The organism is Leisingera daeponensis DSM 23529 (genome assembly GCF_000473145.1).
In the GTDB taxonomy this organism is placed as follows: Bacteria; Pseudomonadota; Alphaproteobacteria; order Rhodobacterales; family Rhodobacteraceae; genus Leisingera; species Leisingera daeponensis.
On sequence record NZ_KI421500.1, the window covers coordinates 3,020,807 to 3,046,679 of the forward strand.

Annotated in this window: 23 protein-coding genes; 12 read left to right on the forward strand and 11 right to left on the reverse strand. The window is 64.0% G+C overall.

The genetic code is table 11. The features are described from left to right. Positions 1-852, reverse strand: coding sequence for a peptidylprolyl isomerase (locus tag DAEP_RS0115330; RefSeq protein WP_027245257.1), 852 nt, complete (start codon positions 850-852; stop codon positions 1-3). A gap of 176 nt (positions 853-1,028) precedes the next feature. Here DAEP_RS0115330 and secA point away from each other — a divergent pair, with 176 nt between their 5' ends. The 3 genes from secA (at position 1,029) to DAEP_RS0115345 (ending at position 6,551) form a co-directional block, all read left to right on the forward strand. After that, positions 1,029-3,728: a preprotein translocase subunit SecA gene (gene secA, locus DAEP_RS0115335; protein ID WP_027245258.1), complete on the forward strand. Its 2,700-nt coding sequence runs from the start codon at positions 1,029-1,031 to the stop codon at positions 3,726-3,728. Between the two features lie 342 nt (positions 3,729-4,070). Next, positions 4,071-4,973 carry a hypothetical protein gene (locus DAEP_RS0115340; protein ID WP_027245259.1) on the forward strand — a complete coding sequence of 301 codons (903 nt, stop codon included), beginning with the start codon at positions 4,071-4,073 and terminating at the stop codon, positions 4,971-4,973. A gap of 24 nt (positions 4,974-4,997) precedes the next feature. Further along, positions 4,998-6,551, forward strand: a complete 1,554-nt coding sequence (locus DAEP_RS0115345) for a phosphate ABC transporter substrate-binding/OmpA family protein (RefSeq protein WP_027245260.1) — start codon at positions 4,998-5,000, stop codon at positions 6,549-6,551. Positions 6,552-6,594: 43 nt separating this feature from the next. Here the strand turns inward: DAEP_RS0115345 and radC are convergent, their stop codons facing one another. From radC to dnaK, 3 genes are all read right to left on the reverse strand, one after another. Further along, on the reverse strand, positions 6,595-7,359 hold the full coding sequence (gene radC, locus DAEP_RS0115350) for a RadC family protein (RefSeq protein WP_027245261.1): 765 nt from the start codon (positions 7,357-7,359) through the stop codon (positions 6,595-6,597). Between the two features lie 235 nt (positions 7,360-7,594). Continuing rightward, complete coding sequence (dnaJ, locus tag DAEP_RS0115355; protein ID WP_008557973.1) at positions 7,595-8,752, reverse strand: molecular chaperone DnaJ; 1,158 nt, start codon at positions 8,750-8,752, stop codon at positions 7,595-7,597. 77 nt (positions 8,753-8,829) lie between these two features. Beyond that, positions 8,830-10,752 carry a molecular chaperone DnaK gene (dnaK, locus tag DAEP_RS0115360; RefSeq protein ID WP_008558031.1) on the reverse strand — a complete coding sequence of 641 codons (1,923 nt, stop codon included), beginning with the start codon at positions 10,750-10,752 and terminating at the stop codon, positions 8,830-8,832. Between the two features lie 215 nt (positions 10,753-10,967). On the opposite strand from dnaK, the gene DAEP_RS0115365 reads away from it, so the two are divergent. Then, positions 10,968-11,570, forward strand: coding sequence for an alpha-ketoglutarate-dependent dioxygenase AlkB family protein (locus DAEP_RS0115365; protein ID WP_027245262.1), 603 nt, complete (start codon positions 10,968-10,970; stop codon positions 11,568-11,570). Positions 11,571-11,649: 79 nt separating this feature from the next. Here DAEP_RS0115365 and DAEP_RS0115370 read toward each other — a convergent pair whose 3' ends face one another. After that, on the reverse strand, positions 11,650-12,294 hold the full coding sequence (locus DAEP_RS0115370; protein WP_027245263.1) for an SH3 domain-containing protein: 645 nt from the start codon (positions 12,292-12,294) through the stop codon (positions 11,650-11,652). Next, positions 12,291-13,112 carry an ABC transporter permease gene (locus DAEP_RS0115375; RefSeq protein ID WP_027245264.1) on the reverse strand — a complete coding sequence of 274 codons (822 nt, stop codon included), beginning with the start codon at positions 13,110-13,112 and terminating at the stop codon, positions 12,291-12,293. Before DAEP_RS0115375 ends, DAEP_RS0115370 begins: the two co-directional genes overlap by 4 nt. A 110-nt stretch (positions 13,113-13,222) precedes the next feature. Here DAEP_RS0115375 and cysQ point away from each other — a divergent pair, with 110 nt between their 5' ends. The 8 genes from cysQ (at position 13,223) to DAEP_RS0115415 (ending at position 22,289) form a co-directional block, all read left to right on the forward strand. Continuing rightward, on the forward strand, positions 13,223-14,020 hold the full coding sequence (gene cysQ / locus DAEP_RS0115380) for a 3'(2'),5'-bisphosphate nucleotidase CysQ (protein ID WP_008553419.1): 798 nt from the start codon (positions 13,223-13,225) through the stop codon (positions 14,018-14,020). Further along, positions 14,020-14,820 (forward strand): 3-deoxy-manno-octulosonate cytidylyltransferase, encoded by an 801-nt coding sequence (locus DAEP_RS0115385; protein WP_027245265.1) that lies wholly within the window; start codon positions 14,020-14,022, stop codon positions 14,818-14,820. Before cysQ ends, DAEP_RS0115385 begins: the two co-directional genes overlap by 1 nt. A 182-nt stretch (positions 14,821-15,002) precedes the next feature. Further along, positions 15,003-15,896: a UTP--glucose-1-phosphate uridylyltransferase GalU gene (galU, locus tag DAEP_RS0115390; protein ID WP_008555264.1), complete on the forward strand. Its 894-nt coding sequence runs from the start codon at positions 15,003-15,005 to the stop codon at positions 15,894-15,896. A 47-nt stretch (positions 15,897-15,943) separates the two neighbouring features. Next, complete coding sequence (galE, locus tag DAEP_RS0115395; RefSeq protein ID WP_027245266.1) at positions 15,944-16,927, forward strand: UDP-glucose 4-epimerase GalE; 984 nt, start codon at positions 15,944-15,946, stop codon at positions 16,925-16,927. Positions 16,928-16,929: 2 nt separating this feature from the next. Continuing rightward, positions 16,930-17,970 carry a glycosyltransferase family 2 protein gene (locus DAEP_RS0115400; RefSeq protein ID WP_027245267.1) on the forward strand — a complete coding sequence of 347 codons (1,041 nt, stop codon included), beginning with the start codon at positions 16,930-16,932 and terminating at the stop codon, positions 17,968-17,970. A 192-nt stretch (positions 17,971-18,162) separates the two neighbouring features. Then, the gene (locus DAEP_RS0115405; RefSeq protein ID WP_027245268.1) at positions 18,163-19,149 is read left to right on the forward strand and encodes a glycosyltransferase family 2 protein; all 987 of its coding nucleotides are present in this window, start codon (positions 18,163-18,165) and stop codon (positions 19,147-19,149) included. Further along, a complete protein-coding gene (locus DAEP_RS0115410; RefSeq protein WP_027245269.1) occupies positions 19,146-20,846 on the forward strand; it encodes a DUF5927 domain-containing protein in 1,701 nt (566 codons plus the stop codon). Before DAEP_RS0115405 ends, DAEP_RS0115410 begins: the two co-directional genes overlap by 4 nt. A gap of 6 nt (positions 20,847-20,852) precedes the next feature. Beyond that, on the forward strand, positions 20,853-22,289 hold the full coding sequence (locus DAEP_RS0115415) for a nodulation protein NodH (RefSeq protein WP_027245270.1): 1,437 nt from the start codon (positions 20,853-20,855) through the stop codon (positions 22,287-22,289). Positions 22,290-22,630: 341 nt separating this feature from the next. On the opposite strand, the gene DAEP_RS0115425 is transcribed toward DAEP_RS0115415, so the two are convergent. The 5 genes from DAEP_RS0115425 to lptC form a co-directional block, all read right to left on the reverse strand. After that, a complete protein-coding gene (locus DAEP_RS0115425) occupies positions 22,631-23,095 on the reverse strand; it encodes a PTS sugar transporter subunit IIA (protein WP_008553840.1) in 465 nt (154 codons plus the stop codon). Between the two features lie 52 nt (positions 23,096-23,147). Further along, positions 23,148-23,705, reverse strand: a complete 558-nt coding sequence (hpf, locus tag DAEP_RS0115430) for a ribosome hibernation-promoting factor, HPF/YfiA family (protein ID WP_008554806.1) — start codon at positions 23,703-23,705, stop codon at positions 23,148-23,150. 271 nt (positions 23,706-23,976) lie between these two features. After that, positions 23,977-24,735 (reverse strand): LPS export ABC transporter ATP-binding protein, encoded by a 759-nt coding sequence (gene lptB, locus DAEP_RS0115435; RefSeq protein WP_008557280.1) that lies wholly within the window; start codon positions 24,733-24,735, stop codon positions 23,977-23,979. Beyond that, the gene (locus tag DAEP_RS0115440) at positions 24,735-25,247 is read right to left on the reverse strand and encodes an LptA/OstA family protein (protein ID WP_008557150.1); all 513 of its coding nucleotides are present in this window, start codon (positions 25,245-25,247) and stop codon (positions 24,735-24,737) included. The genes lptB and DAEP_RS0115440 overlap by 1 nt, the downstream gene beginning before the upstream one ends. Positions 25,248-25,250: 3 nt before the next feature. After that, the gene (lptC, locus tag DAEP_RS0115445; protein WP_027245272.1) at positions 25,251-25,850 is read right to left on the reverse strand and encodes an LPS export ABC transporter periplasmic protein LptC; all 600 of its coding nucleotides are present in this window, start codon (positions 25,848-25,850) and stop codon (positions 25,251-25,253) included. Positions 25,851-25,873 lie beyond the last annotated feature (23 nt).

Genomic DNA, 25,873 nt, shown 5'->3' on the forward strand with positions numbered 1-25,873 from the left:
TCAGTTCCTTACCAGGCTGAGGTCTTGCAGAATGGCCGGATCCAGATCTTCGATCTCAGGCCGTTCGATCTCGGACGCTGCGGTCAGCTCGTTCACGCGCGCCTCGACCGCTTTCTGCTGCAGTTCATCCGCAAGCTGCGCCCGGACTTCGTCGAATTCAGGGGCTTCGGTCTTGCGCCGCTCATTCAGCAGGATCACGTGCCAGCCGAACTGGGTCTGCACCGGGCCGGACACTTCGCCCGAGCGCAGCTTGATCACCGCTTCTTCGAATTCCGGCACCATGCGGCCGGTGGTGAACCAGCCCAGGTCACCACCGCTGGGGCCGGAGGGGCCGGTGGAGCGTTCCTTGGCGAGGGTGGCAAAATCGGCACCGTCGTCCAGCTCCTTGATCACGTCCAGCGCGTCCTCCTCGGTTTCGACCAGAATGTGGGCGGCGTGGAATTCATCGCCTCCGTCGCCGGAGGAATATTTCTCCTCATAGGCCGCACGCAGCGCTTCTTCGCCGCTGGCGTTGTCCATCACCATCTCGATCACATTGGCCGCCAGCATCGCGCGCTCTTCGTTTTCAACCGACAGCTCGACATAGCGGGGCACCTCGCCATGCAGCTGCTGTTTCAGCGCGGTCTGTTGAACCAGCTGGTCAAGGATGGCGTTGAACAGCACGTCATCGGGCAGCTGCTTGTACTGCTCCGGCAGGTTTTCGCGCGCCATGATCATATGGCCGATGGTGATCTCCTCGCCATTGACCGTGGCAACCACCGTGTTGGCATGGGGTGCGGCAACTGCCGCAAGCGGAAGCGCTGCGCAGGCCGCGACTGCTATACCGCACAGAAAAGTGAGACCTTTACGCATAGAAACCTTCCTATTCCTTGGCCGCCGGGGGGCGTGCCGTTGACACTCTAAACCCTGCCGCTTACATCGCTCTGAGGCCATTGGCAGGACCGTCTTTCCACCTTGTTTATGGGTTGCGGACACGGCGGGCAAGCCTGCCCGATGCAAAGGCCGGAGATAGGATCGCTGGAGAAAACATGCTGGGTTTCGGAACACTCGCCAAAAAGGTTTTCGGCACGCCGAACGATCGTAAGATCAAGGCGACGCGGCCGCTGATCGCACAGATCAACGCGCTGGAGGACGAGTTCGCGAAGCTCAGCGACGACGGGCTGATCGGCAAAACCGAAGAGCTGCGCAAGCGCGCCCTGGACGGCGAGAGCCTGGACGCGCTGCTGCCGGAGGCTTTTGCCAACGTGCGCGAGGCGGCCAAGCGAGCGCTGGGTCTGCGCGCCTTTGACACCCAGCTGATGGGCGGCGTGTTCCTGCATCAGGGCAACATTTCCGAGATGAAGACCGGCGAGGGCAAAACCTTGGTTGCGACCTTCCCGGCCTATCTGAACGCGCTGACCGGCAAGGGCGTGCATGTGGTCACGGTGAACGAATACCTGGCCAAGCGCGACAGCGAATGGATGGGCAAGGTTTTTGCCCAGCTCGGCATGACCACCGGCGTGATCTGGTCCGGCCAGGCCGATGCCGAGAAGATGGCCGCATATGGCTGCGACGTCACCTATGCCACCAACAACGAACTGGGCTTCGATTACCTGCGCGACAACATGAAGCCGTCGCTGGACCAGGTGTTCCAGAAGCAGCACAACTTTGCCATCGTCGACGAGGTGGACTCGATCCTGATCGACGAGGCCCGCACTCCGCTGATCATCTCCGGCCCCGCCGAAGACCGCTCAGAGCTGTACGCGACCATCGACAAGGTGATCCCGCTGCTGTCGGAGGAGCATTATGAGGTCGACGAGAAAACACGCGGTGTGACCTTCACCGAGGACGGCAACGAGTATCTGGAGCAGACGCTGCGCCAGCATGGGCTTTTGGAAGAAGAGGCCTCGCTCTACGATCCCGAAAGCACCAGCGTCGTTCACCACGTGAACCAGGCCCTGCGCGCGCACAAGCTGTTCCAGCGGGACAAGGACTATATCGTCCGTGACGGCCAGGTTGTGCTGATCGACGAATTCACCGGCCGCATGATGCCGGGCCGCCGCCTGTCCGAAGGGCTGCACCAGGCCATCGAGGCCAAGGAAGACGTGCAGATCCAGCCGGAAAACACCACCCTGGCCTCTGTCACCTTCCAGAACTACTTCCGCCTCTACGACAAGCTGTCGGGCATGACCGGCACCGCGATGACCGAGGCCGATGAATTCCAGGAGATCTATGGTCTGGGCGTGGTCGAAGTGCCGACCAACCGCCCGATTGCCCGGGTGGACGAGGACGATCAGGTCTACCGCACCGCCCGCGAAAAATACGAGGCGATGATCAAGGAAGCCAAGAAGGCGCACGAGAAGGGCCAGCCGGTCCTCCTGGGCACCACCTCGATCGAGAAATCCGAATTGCTGAGCCAGTTGCTGGAGAAGGAAGGCATCCCGCACAACGTGCTGAACGCCCGCCACCATGAGCAGGAAGCGCAGATCGTCGCCGATGCCGGCCGCTATGGCGCGGTGACCATCGCCACGAACATGGCCGGCCGCGGCACCGACATCCAATTGGGCGGCAACGTCGAATTGAAGGTGCTGGAGGCGCTGGCGGCAAACCCCGAGGCCGACCCGGCAGAGCTGCGCGCCGCCGAGGAAGCCAAGCACGCCGAGGAAAAGCAGAAAGTGCTGGATGCTGGCGGGCTGTTCGTGATGGCGTCCGAACGCCACGAAAGCCGGCGCATCGACAACCAGCTGCGCGGCCGTTCGGGCCGTCAGGGCGACCCGGGCCGCACCCGCTTCTACCTCAGCCTCGAAGACGACCTGATGCGGATCTTCGGCTCCGAACGGCTGGACAAGCTGCTGTCCTCGCTGGGCATGAAGGAAGGCGAGGCGATCATTCACCCTTGGGTGAACAAGTCGCTGGAACGCGCCCAGGCCAAGGTCGAGGGCCGCAACTTCGACATGCGCAAGAACGTGCTGAAGTTCGACGACGTGATGAACGACCAGCGCAAGGTGATCTTCAGCCAGCGCCGCGAGATCATGGCCGCAGAAGACCTGTCCGAAATCGTCGACGACATGCGCCACGAGGTAATCGACGACCTGCTCGACACCCACATGCCGCCCAAGACCTATGCCGACCAGTGGGACACCGCGGGCCTGCAGGAGCAGGTGCGCGAGATGCTGGGCATTGAGGTGCCGGTGGCGGCATGGGCCGCCGAGGAAGGCGTCGATGACGAGCAAATCCGCGAGCGCCTGGTGGAGGCCTCCGACAAGCTTATGGCTGAAAAGGCCGCGGCCTTTGGTCCGGAGAACATGCGCAACATTGAAAAGCAGGTTCTGCTGCAGACCATCGACAAGAAATGGCGCGAGCACCTGCTGACGCTGGAGCATCTGCGCTCGGTTGTCGGGTTCCGCGGCTACGCGCAGCGCGATCCGCTCAATGAGTACAAGAACGAGAGCTTCCAGCTGTTTGAAAGCATGCTCGACAGTCTGCGTGAGGAAGTGTCCCAGCAGCTGAGCCGGGTGCGCCCGATGACCGAGGAAGAGCAGCAGCAGATTCTGATGGAAATGGCAGCCCGCCAGGCTGCGATGCAGAAGATGGCGGCCGCGCCTGCCCCTGCTGAAGCTGCAGCAGAAGAACCCGCACCGGGCTTTGTTGAGGATGACCCCTCCACTTGGGGCAACCCTTCGCGCAACGACAAATGCCCCTGCGGTTCCGGCAAAAAGTTCAAGCATTGCCACGGCAGCCTCGCCTGACCGCAGGAACACTCAGGGCCCGGCCAATACTCCGGGACCTGCTGCCGGCCGCGGAAGGGGCGTACTCCCGCCCGTCGCCGGTCTTTGATCAAGACCGCTCCCGTTGGGCGTGGCGCTGCGCATCGCGCAGCGCCACGCCCAAGGCTGCCAGGGAGTCTCTGGCGCAGCCAGGGCGCCCGCAGGCGCGGGAGCTCCCCGCTTGCGCTTCCGCGTTGTTGTTTCCGCCTCTGAAACAATGATGGCAAAGCTGCCGCATTTGCCGGAATCTCTCCCGGTTAAGGCCACAAACCGGCCGGCATTTTCAGCCATGCTTGCGTTGACAGACAGGTTCAGGAGGATCCCATGCTGAGCAAACAGGTGGTGCTGACAAGTGCAATGACACTGGCGTGCGCCTTGGGCATCGGGTTCTTCATGCAGACATCGAGCCCCCGTTGGGCGGGGGAGACGGCTGCCGCAGCGGACCCGCAGCTGCCGCCCGAACCCGGGCCGGCTGAACTCGCAATCGAGAATATCACCCTGACTTCCCGCCGGGCTGAACCGGCCCCTTCCGACGCGCAGCCGCAATCCGCGCCTCTGGCTCAGCCCGGCTCCTGCGGTGTGACAGCGGCTGCTGAGGCTGGCCCCATGGCGATGGTTAACCTCACTGTTTCCGCGCCCTGCCAAGGCGGCGGGCGCCTCACCGTGCATCACAGCGGCATGACCTTCACCGCCGCTCTGGACCTGTCCGGAAACTTTGCGGCGCAGGTTCCTGCTTTGACGCGGACCGCGGTCTACATTGCGGAGACCGCAAGCGGCGGCGCGGTTGCGGTTGCCGAAGCAGCGGACGCCGGGACCGTGGAGCGCGTGATCCTGCAATGGAGCGGCAGCAGCGGCCTCGAAATTCACGCCCGGGAGTTCGGCGCGGAGTATGGCAGCACCGGCCATGTCTGGCACGGGGCAGCGCCCGGCGCGGCTGCCGGGCAGGTGATCCGGCTTGGTGATGCCCGCCTTCTGGCGCCGCGGATCGCCGAGATCTATAGCGTCCCGTCCAGCCAGCCAGGCCGCTCAGGCACGGTCTCCGTGACCGCCGAAGCGGAGGTGACCGGCCAGAACTGCGGCCGCGATATTTCGGCCCAGGCGCTGCAGCTGAGCGGCGGACGGCTCAGCAGCCGGGATCTGGCGATTGCAATGCCTGATTGCGATGCTCAGGGCAGTTTTCTGGTGTTGAATAATCTGGTGGAAGACCTGAAAATCGCCTCTAACTGATTTGCGGTAACTTCAGGTATTCATATGACCTTCTTGCGTGCGGCCGTCTGCGCCGCACTTTTTCTGGCGGCTTTCGCGCGCGCGCTTGCGGCCGAGGATGTCACCCTCTCTTCGCCCGACGGCGCGGTTGAGATCACCGGCACGCTGCTGGGCTTCGACGGCGAGTTTTACCGGGTGCAGACCCAGTTCGGCGAGCTGACCGTTGATGGTTCCGGCGTGACCTGCGAGGGGCCGGGCTGTCCCAGCCTGTCCGGATTTGTGGCGGAGGTAACCCTGGCAGGGTCTTCCACCATGTCCGAGGTGCTGCTGCCGGCGCTCATCGAGGGGTTCGCGCTGCGCAACGGCTATCAGACCCGCCGCGAACCCCTGCCGGGGGGGAACTTCAGCCATGTTCTGCTGCGCGGTCAGCAGCCGGCTGCCCGCTTCACTTTCACGGCCAGCAATACCGATGCCGGGTTTGCGGCGCTGATCGCGGATGAGGCCGATGTGGCGATGGCACTGCGCGAGATCCGCCCGCTGGAGCAAAAAGCGGCCCGCGCCGCGCAGCTGGGGGACTTGACCGCACCCGGCCGCAGCCGCGTGCTGGCGCTGGACGCCTTCGTGCCGGTGGTGGCGCCCGGCAACCCGGTGCGGGAGATTTCCTTGCCGCAACTGGCGCAGGTTCTGTCCGGCCGGATTGCCAACTGGCAGGAGCTTGGCGGCCCTGACGCGCCGATTTCCCTGCATATGCCAGTGTCCGGCTCCGGGCTGGCGCAGGCGGTGGAGGATAAGCTGATGGCGCCCTTTGGCGCCGGGTTCGCGCCGCAGATCCGGCGTCACGACCGCAGCAGCACATTGGTGCGCCAGGTTCTGGTCGACCCGTTTTCGATTGGCATCGCCAGCTATGCAGAGAAGGGCGCGGCGCGGATGCTGACGCTGACGGGGCCGTGCGGGTTTTCCTTGCAGGCCAGCCGCTGGGCGGTGAAGACCGAGGATTATCCGTTGACGGTGCCGATGTTCCTGTATCTGCCGGCCCGCCGCCTGCCTAAGGTGGCGCGGGATTTCCTGACCTACGTCCGCGGGCCGGCGGCGCAGGCAGTGATCCGCCGGGCGGGATTCGTGGACCAAGCGCCGGAGCTGATCCCGGTGAGCCGCCAGGGGAGCCGCTTTGCCAATGCAATCCTGGCCGCTGAGGGTGAGGCCGGGCTGGGAGAGCTGCAGCGGCTGGTCACGGTGCTGGGCGGGATGAGGCGGCTGACGGCCTCCTTCCGGTTCGAGCCCGGATCAGCCCGCCCGGATGCACAGTCCCGCAGCAATATTGAGCAGCTGGCCCGGGCGCTGGAAGCCGGGGAGTTTGATGCCAAGGAGATTGTTTTTGCGGGTTTTTCCGACGGCGTCGGCCCTGCGGAGGGCAACCGGCAGATCGCGCTGAAACGCGCGGGCGCAGTGCGTGACGCCGTGGTGAAGGCCGCCGATACCGCCGATATCAGCCGGGTTCAGATCCGCACCGAGGGCTTTGGCGAGGCGCTGCCGATGGCCTGTGATGACAGCGCCTGGGGCCGCCAGATCAACCGCCGGGTCGAGATCTGGGTGCGCTAGGAACGGCACGCCGGGCGCCGCGCTGGCGCGCGGTGCGGCAGCGCTAGAGAAGCCCCTGGGCGCGGAAGCTGAGTTCAGTGGATTTGCCGATGATCAGGTGGTCGTGCAAGGTGATGCCAAGAGCGGTGAGAGCGGCCAGGATCTGGTCCGTCATGCCGATGTCACTGTCCGAGGGCGTGGGGTCTCCAGAAGGATGATTATGAACTAAAATCAAGGCGCTGGCGTTCAATTCAAGGGCGCGTTTGGCGACCTCCCGCGGGTAGACGGGAACGTGATCGACGGTGCCGCGGGCCTGTTCCTCGTCAGCGATCAGCACGTTCTTGCGGTCCAGGAACAGGATGCGGAATTGCTCGGTCTCGCGGTGGGCCATGGTGGTGTGGCAATAGTCCAGCAGCGCGTCCCAGCTGGATATCACCTGCCGCTGCATCACCCGGGCGCGGGCCATCCGGTGGGCTGCGGCCTCCAGCACTTTGAAGTCGGTGATGACGGCATCGCCGATGCCTTTGACACTCGCCAGACGTTCCGGCGAGGCAGTTACCACGCGGTTGAAATCCCCGAAAGTTTCAAGCAGCTGCCGTGCCAGAGGTTTGACGTCCCGGCGCGGGATGGAACGGAACAGGAGCAGCTCCAGCAGTTCGTAATCCGGCATTGCCGAGGCGCCGCCCTGCATGAAGCGCTCGCGCAGGCGGGCGCGGTGGTCCTTGATGTAGGAGGGCAGGCGGCTCGATTGCGCGGGCACAACCGGGGTCTCCTCGCTGCCGGGGAACAGCGGCAGGGAGACGTCCTCAAATGCGGGATCCTGTGCCATGCTGCCATGGTGCCGCCATCATGGTTGAGGAAGTGTTAACATCCGCTTCGATATGCGGCGGCAAAACGGGGGTGACAGGCGTGCACTCCCTGTACACCCCCTGTGCACCGCCGAGGTGCGGCGTGCCTGTACTCTGCCGCGGCCGGCCGGCAAGAGGTTTGGGCCGGAGCGCAAAAGAAAAAGCGCCCCCGCAGGGGCGCTTTCATCCGCGGCTCGGCTGGGCAAAGCCCCGGCCTCAGCCTTTCATGCCGTCCCAAAAGCTCTTCACCGAAGAGAAGAAGCTGCGGGATTCCGGGTTGGTGTTCTCCGCGGAGATATCCTCGAACTCGCGCAGAAGCTCCTTCTGGCGCGTGGTGAGGTTCATCGGGGTTTCCACCGCCAGTTCGATGAACATATCGCCGGTTGCCCCGCCGCGCAGGGCCGGCATGCCCTTGCCGCGCAGGCGCATCTGGCGGCCCGACTGGCTGCCCTCGGGGATCTGCACCCGGCCGCGGCCGCCGTCGATGGTCGGCACCTCGATGGAGCCGCCAAGTGCTGCCTTGGCCATGCTGACCGGCACCCGGCAATAGAGGTTGTTGCCGTCACGCTCGAACAGCTTGTGCGCCGAGACCTCGACAAAGATGTAGAGGTCGCCCGGAGGGCCGCCGCGCAGGCCGGCTTCGCCTTCGCCTGCCAGGCGGATGCGGGTGCCGGTTTCAACGCCTGCCGGAATGTTCACCGACAGCGAGCGGTCCTTTTCCACCCGGCCGTGGCCATGGCAGGATTTGCATGGGTTCTTGATGATCTGGCCCAGGCCCGAGCAGGTTGGGCAGGTGCGTTCGACGGTGAAGAAGCCCTGCTGCGCGCGGACCTTGCCCATGCCGGAGCAGGTCGGGCAGTTGGTCGGCTCGACCCCGCCTTCGGCGCCGGTGCCCTCGCAAGAGGAGCAGGCCACCGACGTCGGCACCTTGATGGTCTTGTGCAGGCCTGAAAAGGCCTCTTCGAGCGAGACCCGCAGGTTATACCGCAAGTCGGCACCGCGGGCGGCCCGCTGCCGTCCGCCGCCGCCGCGCTGGCCGCCCATGAAGTCGCCGAACAGATCGTCGAACACATCCGAGAAGGCGGAGGAGAAATCTCCGCCGCCAAAGCCCTGCCCATGACCGCCGCGCTGGCCGCCGCCCATGCCGTTTTCAAAGGCGGCATGGCCAAAGCGGTCGTAGGCTGCCTTTTTATCAGCGTCCTTCAGAACGTCGTAGGCCTCATTGGCCTCTTTGAACTGCGCCTCAGCGTCCGGATTGTCCTTGTTCCGGTCGGGATGCAGCTCCTTGGCCTTCTTGCGAAAGCCTTTTTTGATTTCGTCTGCGGTGGCGCCTTTGGCCACCCCGAGAACGTCGTAATAGTCGCGTTTTGACATCGGTTACCCCATCTGCCTCAACGAAAATGGGCCGGTCCGGGGTACGGACCGGCCCGCTTTGGCCTGCGTGTCAGGCGTTAGCGCTTGTCGTCGTCCAGGTCTTCAAATTCGGCGTCAACAATGTCGTCATCGGCGCGGCCTGCAGAGGCGTCATCCGCGGCTGCGGGCTCTTCCTCGGCTTCTTCGGCCTGCGCTTTGTAGATCGCCTCGCCCAGCTTCATGGCCGCTTCGGTAACGTTCTGGATGCCGGATTTGATCTTCTCGGCGGATGCCTTCTCGTTTTCCAGCTCGTCCTTCAGCGCGGCAACGGCCAGTTCGATCACCTCGACGGTGGACGGGTCGACCTTGTCGCCGTGCTCTTCCACCGATTTCTCTGTCGAGTGGATCAGCGATTCGGCCTGGTTCTTGGCTTCCACCAGCTCGCGGCGTTCCTTGTCCGCCTCGGCGTTGGCTTCGGCGTCCTTGACCATCTTTTCGATGTCCTCGTCGGACAGACCGCCCGATGCCTGGATGGTGATCTGCTGTTCCTTGCCGGTCGCCTTGTCCTTGGCGCCGACCGACACGATGCCGTTGGCGTCGATGTCGAAGGTCACTTCGATCTGCGGCATGCCGCGCGGCGCCGGCGGGATGTCTTCCAGGTTGAACTGGCCGAGCATCTTGTTGTCTGCAGCCATTTCGCGCTCGCCCTGGAACACGCGGATGGTCACGGCGTTCTGGTTGTCTTCCGCGGTCGAGAACACCTGCGACTTCTTGGTCGGGATGGTGGTGTTGCGGTCGATCAGCCGGGTGAACACGCCGCCCAGGGTTTCGATGCCGAGCGACAGCGGGGTCACGTCGAGCAGCACCACGTCCTTGACGTCGCCCTGCAGAACACCGGCCTGGATGGCGGCGCCCATGGCAACCACTTCATCCGGGTTCACGCCCTTGTGCGGCTCCTTGCCGAAGAACTTGGAAACCTCTTCGATGACTTTCGGCATCCGGGTCATACCGCCGACCAGAACCACCTCGTCAATGTCGGAGGCGGAGAGGCCTGCATCCTTGAGCGCCGCCTTGCACGGGTCCATGGAGCGCTTGATCAGGTCGGAGACCAGGCTTTCCAGCTTGGCGCGGGTCAGCTTCATCACCATGTGCAGCGGCTGGCCCGAGGACGGGTCCATCGAGATGAACGGCTGGTTGATCTCGGTCTGCGAGGTGGAGGACAGTTCGATCTTGGCTTTTTCAGCGGCTTCTTTCAAGCGCTGCAGGGCCATCTTGTCCTTGGACAGATCGACGCCGTTTTCCTTTTTGAACTCATCCGCCAGATAGTTGACGATGCGCATGTCGAAGTCTTCGCCGCCCAGGAAGGTGTCGCCGTTGGTCGACTTCACTTCGAACAGGCCGTCGTCGATTTCCAAGATGGTCACGTCGAAGGTGCCGCCGCCGAGGTCATAGACGGCGATGGTTTGGGTGTTTTCCTTGTCCAGACCATAGGCCAGCGCAGCCGCGGTCGGCTCGTTGATGATGCGCAGCACTTCGAGGCCCGCAATCTTGCCGGCGTCTTTGGTGGCCTGACGCTGGGCGTCGTTGAAGTAGGCGGGAACGGTGATCACCGCCTGGGTGACTTCCTCGCCCAGGTAGGATTCCGCGGTTTCCTTCATCTTGCCCAGGGTGAAGGCAGAGATCTGCGACGGGGAGTATTTCTCACCCTTGGCTTCGACCCATGCGTCGCCGTTGCCGCCGTCCACGATGGAGAACGGCACCATTTTCTTGTCCTTGGTGACAGCCGCGTCGTCGATCCGGCGGCCGATCAGGCGCTTGACGCCGAAGATGGTGTTTTCGGGGTTGGTCACTGCCTGGCGCTTGGCGGGCTGGCCGACCAGACGCTCTTCATCGGTGAAGGCGACAATCGACGGGGTAGTGCGCGCGCCCTCGGCGTTTTCGATCACGCGGGGCTGGGAGCCATCCATGATGGCCACGCAGGAGTTGGTGGTACCCAGGTCAATGCCGATAACTTTGCTCATTTTCGATCCCTTACATTTACTCAAGGCGATTACCCGAGGCCTGAACCCGTTGCGGCATCCCGGCCCCGATCTGTAGTTGCGGTTTGGTCTGCACCTTGCCGCGTCCCGGCGTATATAGGGACGTGAAAACGGCCCTGCAAGCGCTCAGGCGCGCGGCCAAGCGTGAATCAATGCGCTTTTTTGCAGCGGTCTTGGTTAAGGATGGATGAACGGCAATGACCCTGCTGCGCGTGCGCGGATTTGATATTCACAAGGGGTATCTGGAGCCCGCCCGGCAGGCGGCGCTGATCGAGGCGCTGCGGCCTGTGCTGAAGGCAGCGCCCCTGTTTTCGCCGGTGGTGCCGGGCGGCGGGCAGATGTCGGTGCGGATGACCTCGGCCGGGAAATTCGGCTGGTATTCCGACACCTCCGGCTACCGATATGCCGAAGCGCACCCGTCGGGGCGGCCCTGGCCGGCGATCCCGGAACCGGTGCTGGAGATCTGGCGCCAGCTGACCCGGCTGGAGCGTGAGCCGGAGTGCTGCCTGCTGAACTATTACGGCGAGGGGGCCCGGATGGGGCTGCACCAGGACAAGGACGAGGCGGATTTTTCCTTTCCAGTGGTGTCCATTTCGCTGGGCGATGAAGGGTTGTTCCGGATCGGCAACCGGACCCGCGGCGGCAAGACGGAATCGGTCTGGCTCAGCTCGGGCGATGTGGTGGTGATGGGCGGCGAGGCGCGGCTGATGTATCACGGGGTGGACCGGATCCGGTACAAATCCTCCCGCCTGCTGCCCAAGGGCGGGCGGATCAATCTGACCTTGAGGGTGGTGACCTGACTCCGGCGGCGGGCGCACAAGTTTTCCGGAAAACTTGTGCCAAGACTTTTTCAGTAAAAGTCTTGGGGCGGGGCGCTGCTCAGGGCACCAGCGAGCAGCAGCCGCTCAGAACGTCCAATTGCCCGGCGCCGCGCAGCTGCAGCAGGTCAATCGAGATACCGAAGCTCCGGTCAGACATGCCATCGGAGCATTGCTGCGCAGTCAGCGTGCCGGACAGGGTCAGCGGTTCGGTGTTTGAGATATTGCCGTCATCCCCGCGGATGGCGTGGAAGCCCGATTTGCCGCTTTGATTTGAGCCAGGTTCGCGCGCCAGCAGCACGAACGGGATCTCCGGCCCGCCCGGTGTGGTCAGGTTTGGCGTCTCGTCCAGAGCAAGCGACCAGAAGGGCTCAGTGCCAAAACAGTTCAGAGCCTGTTTTTGGCGCTTTCGCCAGTCGTCCCTGGGCTCCTGTGTCAGAAACCGAAGGGCAGCCCAGCCTGACCGCTCGCCGCTGTTCACCAGGCCCCATGCGCCGCTGCTGTCCGCTGCCACGACCTCCACCCCGGCTTGGTCAGGCGCCAGGGTGCCGATGATTTCAGCGCTGGCTGAAGGGGTGCTGCGGATGTTCAGCACGTCATCCGCCGCCACGCCGGCGACGCTGTAAAGCGCCGGAAACTCCTGCGCTGCGGCCGGCAGAACCGCAGCGGCCAGCCAGAGCAGGGCAGCAGCGGCGTGCCGTCTCATCGCCGCGCGCTCCAGCTGAGGGAGACGTTGCGGCGGGTGTAGAACTCGCCCATCAGGCCGATCACGATCAGCACCAATGCCACCCAGGCCGCATACTGCCAGGAGCTGAAATGCGGGTTGTAGTTGATGAACACAAAGCCGCGGGACTGGTCGATGCAGTGAAACAGCGGGTTCCAGTCGAACATCGCCAGCATGAAGCTGGGCAGCGTGTTGGCCAGAAACATCTTGCCAGAAGCGATCATGTTGGCCCTCTGGTAGATCATGGTCAGGATGCTGACAAAGCCGGGTGCCCAGGGTTTCAGCACCAGGAACACCAGCCCTACGGACGCACCCGTGATCCAGGCCAGCAGCACCATGCCGAAAGCCGCTGCCGGATCTTCGATATGCAGGGGGGTGAAGGCAACGTGATAGACAAACAGGATGATGAACAGCGACAGCACCTGAATATATAGCGCGCCGATAGCCGCGGACAGAATGGCCACCATCGTGTTCATCGGGGCGTGCTGCATCATCGGGCTGCTGGGACCTTCGGCGCCTGCGACGGCGCTGACGGTTTTGGTGTGCACCATGAACAGAAAGATGCCGGACATCACATACAGCAGGAAATCGCCGCGGATGGCGGAGCCGCGCATCCCAAGGAGCGCAAACATCGCGTAAAAGGCGGCCACAAAGAGGACCGCCTGCATAATATTAAGGCCAAGCGCCGCAAATGCGTTGTTATGCTTGGACCGGACGCTGCGCACGACCGAATGGAACACGACCTCTGTGAGGGCGACAAAACCGGAGATCCAGGATTGCTGCGTACGCTGCTGAAACATGAGGCCTGTATTCTCTGCTCGAATCCGATGCGGCTGCTTGCCGTTCTGCTGTCTGCGCAGCATAAGAGATGAGAGGCAAATTTTCAATTAAACCCGACAGGGAGGTCCGCGTGACTTATGAAGACCTGGTGCCCGTGATCCGCCGCCTGGCCATCGAGGCCGGCGCGAAGATCATGGAGATCTACAACTCCGACGATTTCGGCGTGAAGGTGAAATCCGACGAGAGCCCGGTGACGGAAGCGGATGAAGCCGCGGATGCGCTGATTTCTGCTGGATTGCGGGCGGCGTTCCCGGACATGATGCTGGTCACCGAGGAGCAGGCGGCTTCGCACAGTGCGCGCGGCGACACCTTCCTGATCGTCGACCCCCTGGACGGCACCAAGGAATTCATCCACCGCCGTGGCGATTTCACCGTCAATATCGCGCTGGTGGAAAAGGGCGTGCCGACCCGCGGCGTGGTCTATGCCCCCGCGAAAGAGCGGATGTTTTTTACCCTGGCGGACGGCAGCGCAGTCGAGGAAACAGGCGCGTTCGATCCCGAGACCATCGGGGAAATCCGCCCGATCCGGGTTGCGGACAGCGACAATTCGGCCCTCATGGTGGTGGCCTCGAAATCGCACCGCGATCAGGCAACCGACGATTATATCGGCAAGTACAGCGTCAAGGACATGAAGAGCGCGGGCTCTTCGCTGAAATTCTGCCTGGTGGCCACCGGCGAGGCGGATCTGTATCCGCGTGTCGGCCGCACCATGGAATGGGACACTGCCGCGGGTCACGCGGTGCTGGCGGGTGCCGGCGGGAAAGTGGTGCGTTTTGACGATCATTCCCCGCTTATTTACGGTAAAGAGGGCTATGCGAACCCGTTCTTCATCGCCTATGCACCGGCTGTGGAATTGAAGAAAGCCTGATGTCTGTCCTGATTGTCATCCCCGCCCGCTACGCCTCGACCCGCTATCCCGGCAAACCGCTGGTGCCGCTGACCGGGGCCACCGGTGAAAAGCGCACCCTGGTGGAGCGCTCCTGGAGGGCGGCCTGCTCGGTGCAGGGCGTGGACCGGGTGGTGGTGGCGACGGATGATGATCGCATCAAAGACGCAGCCGAGGCGTTCGGCGCCGAAGTGGTGATGACCGCGCCGGAGTGCGCCAACGGCACCGAGCGCTGCGCCGAGGCGCATGCGGCGCTGGGCGGCGGCTATGAGATCGTGGTGAACCTGCAGGGCGATGCGCCGCTGACCCCGCATTGGTTTGTCGAGGATCTGGTTGCCGGCCTGCGCGATGCGCCCGGCATGGAGCTGGCGACGCCGGTGCTGCGCTGCAACGGCGAGACGCTGAACAGCCTGCTGGCGGACCGCAAGGCGGGCCGGGTCGGCGGCACCACGGCGGTGTTTGCCGAGGACCGCAGCGCGCTCTATTTCTCCAAAGAGGTGGTGCCTTATTGCGGCAAGGCTTATGGCGCTGGCGAAAACACGCCGGTCTTTCATCACGTCGGCGTCTATGCCTACCGCCCGGATGCCCTGGCGGCGTATTCTGGGTGGCGGACCGGGCCGCTGGAAAACCTGGAAGGCCTGGAGCAGCTGCGGTTCCTGGAGAACGGGCGCAAGGTGCTGTGTGTTGAGGTAGATGCGCGCGGGCGGGAGTTCTGGGAGCTGAACAACCCTGAGGACGTGCCGCGCCTGGAGGCTATGATGAAGAAAATGGGGCACGAGTGACTGGATCATGGTAATGAGAGACAGTAAAGGCACGCGACGGTTGCATACCGGCGGCCGCAGAGGGCAGCAGGCAGCTGCGTTGAAATTCGTTGGAAGCGGCCGGGCATAATGCGCGCCAGCTTCTCCGCGGCTCGCGCTGGAGACAGCCGCAGGCCCGGTAATTAAAGTACAGTGAGAACGACATGCGTAGAAAAGTAACTAAGGCAATTTTTCCGGTCGCGGGCCTGGGGACGCGGTTCCTGCCGGCAACCAAGTCGGTGCCTAAGGAAATCATGACCCTGGTCGACCGGCCGCTGGTGCAATACGCCATCGACGAGGCGCGCGCCGCCGGGATCAAGGAATTCATCTTCGTCACCTCGCGCGGCAAGGGCGCGCTGGAGGATTACTTCGATCATTCGCCGGTTCTGGAGCAGGAGCTGCGCAGGAAGGGCAAGGATGACCTTCTGGAAATCCTTAAAAGCACAGACATGGAGTCCGGTGCCATTGCCTATATCCGCCAGCACAAGGCGCTGGGCCTGGGCCATGCGGTCTGGTGCGCGCGCCGTCTGATCGCCAATGAACCGTTTGCGGTGATCCTGCCGGATGACGTGATCGCGGCGGAAAAGCCCTGCCTGCAGCAGATGGTCGAAGCCTACGAGGAAACCGGCGGCAACATGGTTGCCGCGATGGAGGTTCCGCCGGAGAAGACCTCTTCCTACGGTGTGCTCGACGTCAAGGAGGACATGGGCCAGGTGGTTGCCGCCAACGGCATGGTCGAAAAGCCCAAGATGGAAGAAGCGCCGTCGAATCTGGCGGTGATCGGCCGTTATATCCTGGCGCCGTCTGTCCTGAAGAACCTCAACAAGATGAAGCATGGCGCCGGCGGCGAGATCCAGCTGACCGATGCAATTGCCGAGGACATCGCCAAGGATGTGCCGGTCTACGGCTACCGCTTCCGCGGCCAGCGGTTCGACTGCGGCTCCAAGGCGGGCTTCCTGCAGGCGACCGTTGCCTTTGCGCTGGCGCGCGATGAGCTGCGGGACGACCTGATGAGCTACATCAACGAAATCGTGCAGGTCGGAAAGGCCGCGCAGTAACCACTCTGGCCGCCCTTCCGGGGGCGGCCCAGCATGGGGCAGAGACAGTGACAAATATCCTTGTGACCGGCGGTGCCGGATACATCGGCTCGCATGCCTGCAAGGCGCTCAAGGCGGCGGGCTATACTCCTGTAACCTACGACAATCTGGTGACGGGCTGGCAGGACGCGGTCAAGTTCGGCCCGTTCGAGAAGGGCGATCTGAGCGACCGTGCCCGGCTGGATGAGGTGTTTGCCAAATACCGGCCGGCCGCGGTGATGCATTTCGCGGCGCTGAGCCAGGTGGGCGAAGCGATGAGCGAGCCGGGCCGATACTGGGCCAACAACACCGGAGGCTCGCTGAACCTGGTGGAGGCCGCTGTGGCGGCGGGCTGCCTGGACTTCGTGTTCTCCTCGACCTGCGCCACCTATGGCGAGCATGACAACGTGGTGCTGGACGAAAACACCCCGCAGCTGCCGCTGAATGCCTACGGCGCCTCCAAGCGCGCGGTGGAGGATATCCTCAAGGATTTCGGCGCCGCGCACGGGCTGCGGTCGGTGATTTTCCGTTACTTCAATGTGGCGGGGGCCGACCCCGAGGCCGAGGTGGGCGAGTTCCACCGGCCCGAGACCCATCTGGTGCCGCTGGTGCTGGATGCGATTGCGGGCAAGCGCGATGCGCTGACCATCTTCGGCACCGATTACGACACCCCGGACGGCACCTGCATCCGCGATTACGTGCATGTCTGCGACCTGGTGGACGCGCATGTGCTGGGCCTGAAGTGGCTGGAAGACGGCAACGGCAGTCAGGTGTTCAACCTGGGCACGGGTTCGGGTTTTTCGGTGCGCGAGGTGATGGACAAGGCGGAGGCAGTGACCGGGCAGAAAGTGCCCTGCAACACCGGCCCGCGCCGGGCGGGCGATTGCACCAAGCTGGTGTCGGGCTCGACCCGCGCGGTTACTGATCTGGGCTGGGAGCCGCGGCGCTCCAGCCTGGAAACCATGATCACCGATGCCTGGAAGTGGCACAAGACGGGCCATTACGAGGCCTGAGCATGACTGGCCCCGCCGCCCCTGATCTGCCGCCGCTGGGCCTGACCGGGGCCTACCGGATGCGGTGGAAGCGGCGGAGGATGCTGTGGCGGGCCTTGCGGGCCCGCCGCGGGATGGCAAAGGCCGCGGACCGCACCGGGCAGATCCCCCAAGAAGGCGTTCTCGTCTTTAGCGTCCTGCGCAATGAAGTCACCCGGCTGCCCTTTTTCCTTGAGCATTACCGGCGCCTGGGCGCGGTGCATTTCCTGGCCGTGGACAATGCCAGCGATGACGGCAGCGCCGAACTGCTGGCGGACCAGCCGGATGTGTCCCTGTGGCGCGCCGGCGGCAGCTACCGGAACACGCGTTTTGGCCTGGACTGGCTGGGATGGCTGCTGATCCGCTATGGCCACGGGCGCTGGTGCCTGACGGCCGATACGGATGAGCTGCTGGTCTATTCGGGCATGGAGACACATGGGCTTGGCGCCCTGACGCAGCGGCTGGAGCAGCAGGGGCGCACGGAATTTGGCGCGCTGATGCTGGATCTTTATCCCAAGGGACCGCTGGGCGCGCAGAGCTATACACCCGGGCAGGACCCTTGCGAGGTGCTGCAGTGGTTTGACGCCGGTCCCTACCGCGCGGCGCGGCAGCAGCCGATGGGCAATTTGTGGGTGCAGGGCGGTGTGCGCGAGCGCATGTTTTTCCCGGACCAGCCGGAGCGGTCGCCGACGCTGAACAAGCTGCCGCTGGTGCGCTGGAACCGGCGCTATGCCTATATCAACTCCACCCATTCGATGCTGCCGCCGCGGATGAATGCGCAATACGGCGGGCCGGGCGGCACGGCGCCGTCAGGGGTGCTGCTGCACACGAAGTTCCTGCCGGAAATTGTTTCCAAATCAGCAACGGAAAGACAGCGTCAGCAGCATTTCCACACGCCGCAGCAATTTGACACCTATTACGACCGGATCGCGCAAGCGCCGGATTTGTGGCACCCGGAATCTGTCCGCTACCGCGGTCCGGACCAACTGGCAGAACTGGGTCTGATGACGCCGCTTTCGTGGTGACCCGCATGTCCGGTGCAGGGTGTTGCAGCCGCGCAGTGCGCCCGCGTAACTGTTTCTAAATCCGTTGTTAATACCATATGCCCGTGACATATTGCGCGGAAACTTGCCGAAGGTGCGGGGCGGCTTGGGCAGGCTGGCGCGCTCCTTGGAAAATGGTTTGGAGTAAACGTGGGGCTTTGGGATTCTTACCGGATGCGGTTGCGGCGCAAACGGCGGCTGGTCCGCGCCGTGCGCAAGTCCGGTGAGCTGACGTCCGTCCAGGACAATACACGGTCGATCCGCCCAAAGGATATCCTGCTGGTCTGCACCATGCGCAACGAGCAGATCCGGCTGCCCTATTTCCTGCAGTATTACCGCGGCCTTGGGATCAACCATTTCCTGTTTGTGGACAATGGGTCCACCGATGGCACGGCGGATTACCTGCGCGGGATGGCGGATGTCTCGCTGTGGCACACCACGGCAAGCTACAAGCGCGCGGGCTTTGGTATCGACTGGATGAACTGCCTCAAGCGCAGATACGCCCATGGGCACTGGGTGCTGGTGGTCGATCCGGATGAGTTCTTTATCTACCCGTTCTGCGATACGCGGCCGATCCGGGCACTGACCGACTGGCTGGACAATTCGGCGATCCGCAGCTTCTCGGCGATGCTGCTGGATGTTTACCCAAAAGGGCGAATCGATGAGGTGCCGTATCGGGCGGGACAGAACCCGCTGGAGATCGCCCATTGGTTCGACAGCGGCAACTACAGCATTTCCCGCAACCCGGAATACGGCAACCTGTGGATCCAGGGCGGGCCGCGGGCGCGGGTGTTCTTTGCCGACCAGCCGGACCGGGCGCCGGCGTTGAACAAGATTCCGCTGGTGAAATGGCACCGCCGCTATGCCTATGCCAGCTCCACCCATGCGCTGCTGCCGCGCGGGCTGAACCAGGTCTATGAGACCGACGGAGGCGAAAAGGCGAGCGGCGCGCTCTTGCATACCAAGTTCCTCGACACCTTCACCGCCAAGGCGCAGGAGGAGCTGGAGCGCGGCCAGCACTACGGCGGATCGGTGGAGTACAAGGCCTATGCCGCCAAGCTGGCGGAGCAGCCGGAGCTGTGGTGCAAATGGAGCGAGAAATACATCAACTGGCGCCAGCTTGAGATCCTGGGGCTGATGTCCAAGGGGAACTGGGCATGAGCACGGCCGGGGTTGTCATGCTGGTCCACACCGCGCTGGAACGGGCGGCGCAGGTGGTGCGCCACTGGACCGCGGCAGGCTGCCCCGTTGTGCTGCATGTGGACCGCAAGGTCCGGCATGAAGCGTTTGAGCGTTTCCGCCGGTCTCTGGACGGCAACCCGCTGGTTCGGTTTTCCGCCCGCCACCACTGCGAATGGGGCACCTGGGGTATCGTTGCCGCCACGCAGGCGGCGTCTGAGGTGATGCTGGCGGAGTTTCCGGATGTGCGCCACGTTTACCTGGCCTCGGGCTCCTGCCTGCCGCTCAGGCCGGTGCAGGAGCTGATGGACTACCTGGCCGCGCGCCCGGACACCGATTTCATCGAAAGTGCCACCACCGCGGATGTGCCTTGGATTGTCGGCGGCCTCAGCCATGAACGGTTCACGCTGCGGTTTCCGTTTTCATGGAAAAAGCACCGCTACCTGTTCGACCGCTACGTGAAACTGCAACGCAAGCTGCGGTTCAAGCGGCGGATCCCGGCCGGGCTGGTGCCGCATATGGGCAGCCAGTGGTGGTGCCTGACCCGGCGGACCCTGACGGCAATCCTGCAGGACCCGGACCGCCCGGCCTATGATGCCTATTTCCGCAAGGTCTGGATCCCGGACGAAAGCTACTTCCAGACCCTGGCTCGGCGGTATTCCAGCAATATCGAAAGCCGCTCCCTGACGCTGAGCAAGTTCGATTTTCAGGGTAAGCCGCATATCTTCTATGACGACCATCTGCAGCTCTTGCGCCGGTCCGACTGTTTTGTCGCGCGCAAGATCTGGCCGCATGCGGACCGGCTGTATCAGGCGTTCCTGACCGACACCGACGGTGCGCTGAAACGGACCGAGCCGAACCCCGGCAAGATCGACCGGATCTTTGCCAAGGCGGTGGAGCGGCGCACCCGCGGGCGGCCCGGCCTTTACATGCAAAGCCGGTTTCCCGGGCAAGGGTCGGAAAACGGGATCACCTCCAACCCCTATTCGGTGTTCCAGGGCTTCACGGAGCTGTTCGAGGATTTTGAGCCCTGGCTGGCCAGAACCACCGGCGCCCGGGTGCACGGCCATCTCTTCGCGCCGGAGGGGGCGGAGTTCGCGCAAGCGCAGAGCCTGATCAACGGCTGCCTCAACAGCAATGCCAAAGCGCGCGACTGTAATCCGGAAAGCTTTCTGACCAGCCTGATCTGGAATACCCGCGGCGAGCGCCAGTGCTTTCAGTTCGGCCCGCGCGACAATCAGGCGGTGAACTGGCTGCTGGCGCGCGATACAAATGCGCAGGTCTCAGTCATCAGCGGCGCCTGGGCGGTGCCGCTGTTCAAATCCAGCCGCAGCTTCGCGGAACTGCGGCAGGAGGCGGCGCGGCTGCAGCAGATCGAGGCGGAGCAGCTGAAGATCCTGCGGTCGCAATGGACCAAGGCGCGGGTGCGGATCTGGAGCATGGCGGACTTTGCAGAAGCGCCGATGGAGCCGCTTCAGACCGTTCTCGGCGAAATCGGCGCGATCTCCGTCCGCCACCTGAGCGAGGCCCCGAAGATGACGGATCTTGAAGGCTTCGGCCAGTTTCTGCAGACTCTGAAGAACCAGGGGATGCACCCCTATCTGATGGGGGATTTTCCGGCCGGACCGATGCCCGTCAGCCCGTCCGCGCCGCAGCGCAAACCCTATCTGGTGCGATAACCGCTTATGTCTGAACCCGCTTTTGATTACTTCGTTGTCTTTGCCGAAATGCGGACCGGGTCCAATTTCCTGGAGACCAATCTGAATGCCTTTGACGGGCTCGCCTGTCATGGCGAGGCGTTCAATCCGCATTTCATCGGCTACCCCGAGTCCGCGGATATCCTGGGTGTGACCCAGAGCCTGCGCGAGGCCGATCCGGCGCGGCTGATCCAGGAGATCAGGGCGCAGCCGGGGGTGCTTGGGGGCTTCCGCTATTTTCACGACCATGATCCGCGGGTGCTGGATCTGATGCTGGAGGATCCGCGCTGCGCCAAGATCGTGCTTACGCGCAATCCGCTGGACAGCTACGTGTCCTGGAAGATCGCCCAAGAGACCGGGCAGTGGAAGCTGACCAATGTGAAGCGCCGCAAGGAAGCCAAGGCACAGTTCGATGCGGCGGAGTTTGCCGCCCATGCCGGGGCGCTGCAGGCCTTTCAGGTGACGCTGCTGAACCGGCTGCAGGCGCTGGGCCAGACTGCGTTTTATGTGGCTTATGAAGACCTGCAAAGCGTTGCGGTGATGAACGGGCTGGCCCGCTGGCTGGGAGTTCCGCAGCAGCTGGATGCGCTGGACGAGAGCCTCAAGCGGCAGAACCCGGCACCGGTGCTGGACAAGGTGGCCAATCCCGAGGAGATGCAGGCGGCCCTGTCCGGCCTGGACAGGTTCAACCTGACCCGCACCCCGAACTTCGAGCCGCGCCGCGGACCGGCGGTGCCCGGCTATGTGGCGGGTGCGGTGACGCCGCTTTTGTATCTGCCGCTGAAGGGCGGGCCTGAGGCGGAGGTGGAGCAGTGGATGGCGGTTCTGGACCGGGTCGCGCCGGACGGGCTGATCCGGGGCCTGAACCAGAAGCAGCTGCGCCAGTGGAAGCGCGGCAATAAGGGCTTTCGCAGCTTTACCGTGCTGCGGCATCCGGCGGCGCGGGCCCATGCAGTGTTCTGCCGCAGGATCCTGAACGCGGGCGAGGGCAGTTACCGGCAGATCCGCAACACGCTGCGGCGGCAGTTCGGGCTGGCGGTGCCGGAGGCGGGGCCGGGCGAGGGGTACAGCCGGGCGCAGCACCGGGAGGCGTTCTCTACGTTCCTGGAATTCGTGCGGGCCAGCCTGGCGGGCCAGACCTCGGTCCGGCTGGATGCGGAATGGGCCAGCCAGAGCCAGGCGCTGGAGGGGTTTGCCGGCGCCGGGGTGCCGGATCTGCTGATCCGCGAGACGGAGATGGCAGAGGATTTGCCGGCCCTGGCGCGGAAACTGGGGCGGATGGAGCCCGGGCCGGTTCCGGCCGCGCCGCCGGAGCAGCCATTTGCGTTGGATGAGATTTACGACGCCGGTCTGGAGGCGCTGATCGCGTCGGTCTACCAGCGCGACTATCTGGCGTTCGGCTTCGGGCCTTGGCGCGCAGACTGATCCGGGAGGTTTGGCGACAGGCGGGGGCTCTCCCGCGCCCGCAGGATATTGGCTGCGCCAAACATCCTTGGCGGCCTTGGGCCCGGCGCCGCACAAGTGCGGCGCGGCGCCTGGCGCAGGGCTGACGCTGATTTCCAAACCGGGCCAAGGGGCGCTGCAGCATGAGGCCCTGGCCCATGCCCGGCCAACGGGAAGAGTGCCGCCGGACGGCGGCCGATGACGGGCAGGAGCGCTTGCGGGGCCTGGACATCCGGTGGCTGGAGCCCGTGACGGCGGGGCGGCGGCTGCAGGTCGGCCTTTTGGTCAGCGGGCTGCCGGGCGCAACACGTGCGGCGCCGGGATCAGGCAGCCTGGACTGACTGACCCTCGGTCAGGATGGTGTAAAGCGTGGCCGGGTCGTGGTTGGCGCGCAGCTTGGTGCAGAAGCTTTGCTCCCGCAGGGTGCGCGAGACCAGCGCCAGGGCCTTCAGGTGTTCGACGCCTGCATCTTCCGGCGCAAACAGGGCAAAGGCGATGTCCACCGGCTGACGGTCGACGGCGCCGAAATCCAGCGGTTTCTCAAGGATCAAAAAGACGCCGCAGACCTCGCTGATGCTGTCCAGCCGGGCGTGCGGCAGGGCGACGCCATGGCCGACACCGGTGGGGCCGAGGCTCTCGCGGTCCAGCAGGGCCTCGACCGTGGGCTGGGCGTCCAGCCCGTAGGCAGTCTGAGCAATATCTGCGACTTCCTGGAACAACCGCTTCTTGCTCGAAGCCGCTCCGATTACCCGGACGGCCTCTGGCTTGAGGATGCTGGAAATCTGCATATGTCTGCTCCGTTCCGGCGCCCCCGGCGGGGCGCCGATGCCTTAGATGTGTTTACGGATCAATCCAGCCAATATTGCCGTCTTCACGGCGGTAGACCACATTCAATCCGTTCTTGCCTTCGTTGCGGAAGACCAGAACCGGGGCGCCTGCCAGCTCCATCTGCATCACCGCTTCCCCGACCGATAGAGACGGAATGCGGGTTTCCATTTCGGCGACGATGATCGGCTGCAGCGTGTCCGGTTCGGAATCCGCTTCCTCAGCCGCGAGGATATACGAGTTGGCGCCCAAATGTTCAACCGGCTCGCTGCGGTCCTTGTGATGGTCCTTCAGGCGGCGCTTGTAGCGGCGCAGCTGTTTTTCCATCTTTTCGCAGCAGGCCTCGAAGGCGGCATAGATCTCCGTGGCATGCGCCTTGGCCTGAGCGCTCAATCCGGTCGACAGATGGACGGTGGCTTCACACACATATTCATGCGCCGAACGGGAAAAGACCACAGCCGCGTCGGTCGGGCGTTCGGCATATTTCTGAACGGCCGACCCCAGTTCGTTCTGCACATGGGTCTGCAGAGCTTCACCGATGTCGATCTGTTTTCCGCTGATTTTGTAACGCATGTGATCTCCTTCACAAATTATTGCGGCCGGGCCCGCCGCCAAGGCAATCCTTGGCGCTGTCACATCAGGTCCGGAACCGGGGGGCAGGCCAGCCGTCCGGGTGCATCCGTCCGGGCCTTGTTGCCAAGGCTGATGAGCGGATTGCATCGGACTGCGCGTATGCCATGGGCCAATTCGACGGCAAGACAGCGGGAGAGTCAATGGATATTCCCGAAAAATGAAGCCTGCCTTTCAGGCATATTTTCGGGGTGCCTGCGGGTGGCGCAACGGCTTAGGAGATGCGGAAATTGTCGCCCAGATAGACCCGGCGGACGTTCTCGTTTTCGACCACTTCCTCGGGGCTGCCGGACATCAGAACCTGGCCGTCGTGCAGGATATAGGCGCGGTCGACGATCTCCAGCGTTTCGCGCACGTTGTGGTCTGTGATCAGCACGCCGATGCCGCGCTTCTTGAGGTCGCTCACCAGATGGCGGATGTCGCCGACCGAGATCGGGTCCACGCCGGCGAAGGGCTCATCGAGCAGCAGATACTTGGGGTCTGCGGCCAGGCAGCGCGCGATTTCGACGCGGCGGCGCTCGCCGCCGGACAGCGCCAGCGCGGGCGCGCGGCGCAGATGCTCGATCGAGAAGTCCGACAGCAGCTCTTCCAGCCGCTCGCGGCGCTTGTGCTCATGCTTTTGCGAGATGTCCAGAACGGCGGAGATGTTGTCCTCCACCGACAGGCCGCGGAAGATCGACATTTCCTGCGGCAGATAGCCGATGCCCAGCCGCGCGCGGCGGTACATCGGCAGGCCGGTCACATTCTGGCCGTCGATGCTGACGGTGCCCGCTTCGGGAAACACCAGCCCGGCGATGGCATAGAAGCTGGTGGTCTTGCCAGAGCCGTTGGGCCCCAGCAGCGCCACCACCTCGCCGCGGTTCAGCGACATCGAGACATCCCGGATCACCACCCGCTTGCGGTAGGATTTGCGCAGCCGCTCGATGCGCAGCCCGGAGGAGCCCTCGGTCACGGTCAGGTCAGGTTTCGCCATCAGTTGCTGCCGCCGCTGGGGTTCAGAATGGTCTTCACCCGGCCGGCCATCTTGGCAGTGCCCGAGGTCAGGTTCACCTCCAGCCGGTTCGACGCCAGGGTGCCGCCCTCCTGATTGAGCAGCACATTGCCGGTCATCACGATGGTGCCCGTGTCGATGGTGTATTCCGCGCGCTCTGCCTCCGCCGCATCAGGCCCGCTGACCAGCACCACGTTGCCGGCCGCCTCCAGCCGTTCGATGCCTGCCTTGGCGCCGCTGTCGTCCGCGGTTTTGTAGATCACCAGGACGGTGTCCGCGGACAGCCGCATGATGCCCTGCACGATCAGAACATTGCCGGTGAACTCGGCGGATCCGTCAGCTTGGTTGACCGCCAGATTGTCGGCGGTGACTTCGACGGGCTGGCTGGGGTCGGCCTTGACGGCGCCAAAGGCCACAGAGGCCGTTTGCGCTGCCGCGAGGCCGGGAAATACCGCCAGCGGCAGGCAGAAGATCAGGGTGCGCAAATAGGACACAGGTTATCTTTCCGGTTGCTGGGGATCATATAGCAGCTTCACGCCGTTTTTGAACAGCATATGGACCGGTCCGCCTTCGGTTTTGACGCCGATGTGCATATTTCCCGCAGTCAGCTCGCCGATGGCGCCGGTGGCGCGGACCGGTCCGGGGCTGTCCGCCTCCAGTCCGCTCAGCGCGGTGTTCAGCTCTTCGGTCTCGACCACAAGCCCGTCCGCAGACGTGATTTGAACGTTGCCGGTAAACTGCGCGATATCCCGGTCCGGGTGGATGGAGCCGGTTTCGGACGCCAGCGTGATCCGGCCGCCCTGGGCCAGCCGGATATCGGCAGACAGATCGCTGGCAACCGCCGGCGTGCCGTCGCGGCCGGGACGGGCCAGGGAGGCGGTGACCATGATCTCGTCGCCGCTGGCGGTGGTGCCGGAGAAGAAGGGCGCGGTCACCTGCTGGCCCTTCATCCGGTCCTCGATCTCCTTCTGCGCAAAGGGGATCACCGCATCGGTGTTCACCCCCCGCGAGATCAGGAACAGGGTCGACATCAGAACCAGCGCCGCCAGCGGCAGCAGCACCTTGAGATAGGCAACGGCTCTGGAATGGCTGTCCATCGTCAGCTCCCCTCCGGCCTCGG

What these genes read in the sequence shown, in the direction of transcription:
- DAEP_RS0115370 (WP_027245263.1), bottom strand. Translation starts at nt 12,294, where the DNA reads ATGAGACGGCACGCCGCTGCTGCCCTGCTCTGGCTGGCCGCTGCGGTT.
- DAEP_RS0115415 (WP_027245270.1), top strand. Translation starts at nt 20,853, where the DNA reads ATGTCTGAACCCGCTTTTGATTACTTCGTTGTCTTTGCCGAAATGCGG.
- DAEP_RS0115385 (WP_027245265.1), top strand. Translation starts at nt 14,020, where the DNA reads ATGTCTGTCCTGATTGTCATCCCCGCCCGCTACGCCTCGACCCGCTAT.
- secA (WP_027245258.1), top strand. Translation starts at nt 1,029, where the DNA reads ATGCTGGGTTTCGGAACACTCGCCAAAAAGGTTTTCGGCACGCCGAAC.
- radC (WP_027245261.1), bottom strand. Translation starts at nt 7,359, where the DNA reads ATGGCACAGGATCCCGCATTTGAGGACGTCTCCCTGCCGCTGTTCCCC.
- DAEP_RS0115330 (WP_027245257.1), bottom strand. Translation starts at nt 852, where the DNA reads ATGCGTAAAGGTCTCACTTTTCTGTGCGGTATAGCAGTCGCGGCCTGC.
- dnaJ (WP_008557973.1), bottom strand. Translation starts at nt 8,752, where the DNA reads ATGTCAAAACGCGACTATTACGACGTTCTCGGGGTGGCCAAAGGCGCC.
- DAEP_RS0115340 (WP_027245259.1), top strand. Translation starts at nt 4,071, where the DNA reads ATGCTGAGCAAACAGGTGGTGCTGACAAGTGCAATGACACTGGCGTGC.
- lptC (WP_027245272.1), bottom strand. Translation starts at nt 25,850, where the DNA reads ATGGACAGCCATTCCAGAGCCGTTGCCTATCTCAAGGTGCTGCTGCCG.
- DAEP_RS0115410 (WP_027245269.1), top strand. Translation starts at nt 19,146, where the DNA reads ATGAGCACGGCCGGGGTTGTCATGCTGGTCCACACCGCGCTGGAACGG.
- DAEP_RS0115375 (WP_027245264.1), bottom strand. Translation starts at nt 13,112, where the DNA reads ATGTTTCAGCAGCGTACGCAGCAATCCTGGATCTCCGGTTTTGTCGCC.
- DAEP_RS0115400 (WP_027245267.1), top strand. Translation starts at nt 16,930, where the DNA reads ATGACTGGCCCCGCCGCCCCTGATCTGCCGCCGCTGGGCCTGACCGGG.
- DAEP_RS0115345 (WP_027245260.1), top strand. Translation starts at nt 4,998, where the DNA reads ATGACCTTCTTGCGTGCGGCCGTCTGCGCCGCACTTTTTCTGGCGGCT.
- DAEP_RS0115405 (WP_027245268.1), top strand. Translation starts at nt 18,163, where the DNA reads ATGCGGTTGCGGCGCAAACGGCGGCTGGTCCGCGCCGTGCGCAAGTCC.
- hpf (WP_008554806.1), bottom strand. Translation starts at nt 23,705, where the DNA reads ATGCGTTACAAAATCAGCGGAAAACAGATCGACATCGGTGAAGCTCTG.
- dnaK (WP_008558031.1), bottom strand. Translation starts at nt 10,752, where the DNA reads ATGAGCAAAGTTATCGGCATTGACCTGGGTACCACCAACTCCTGCGTG.
- DAEP_RS0115425 (WP_008553840.1), bottom strand. Translation starts at nt 23,095, where the DNA reads ATGCAGATTTCCAGCATCCTCAAGCCAGAGGCCGTCCGGGTAATCGGA.
- lptB (WP_008557280.1), bottom strand. Translation starts at nt 24,735, where the DNA reads ATGGCGAAACCTGACCTGACCGTGACCGAGGGCTCCTCCGGGCTGCGC.
- DAEP_RS0115365 (WP_027245262.1), top strand. Translation starts at nt 10,968, where the DNA reads ATGACCCTGCTGCGCGTGCGCGGATTTGATATTCACAAGGGGTATCTG.
- galU (WP_008555264.1), top strand. Translation starts at nt 15,003, where the DNA reads ATGCGTAGAAAAGTAACTAAGGCAATTTTTCCGGTCGCGGGCCTGGGG.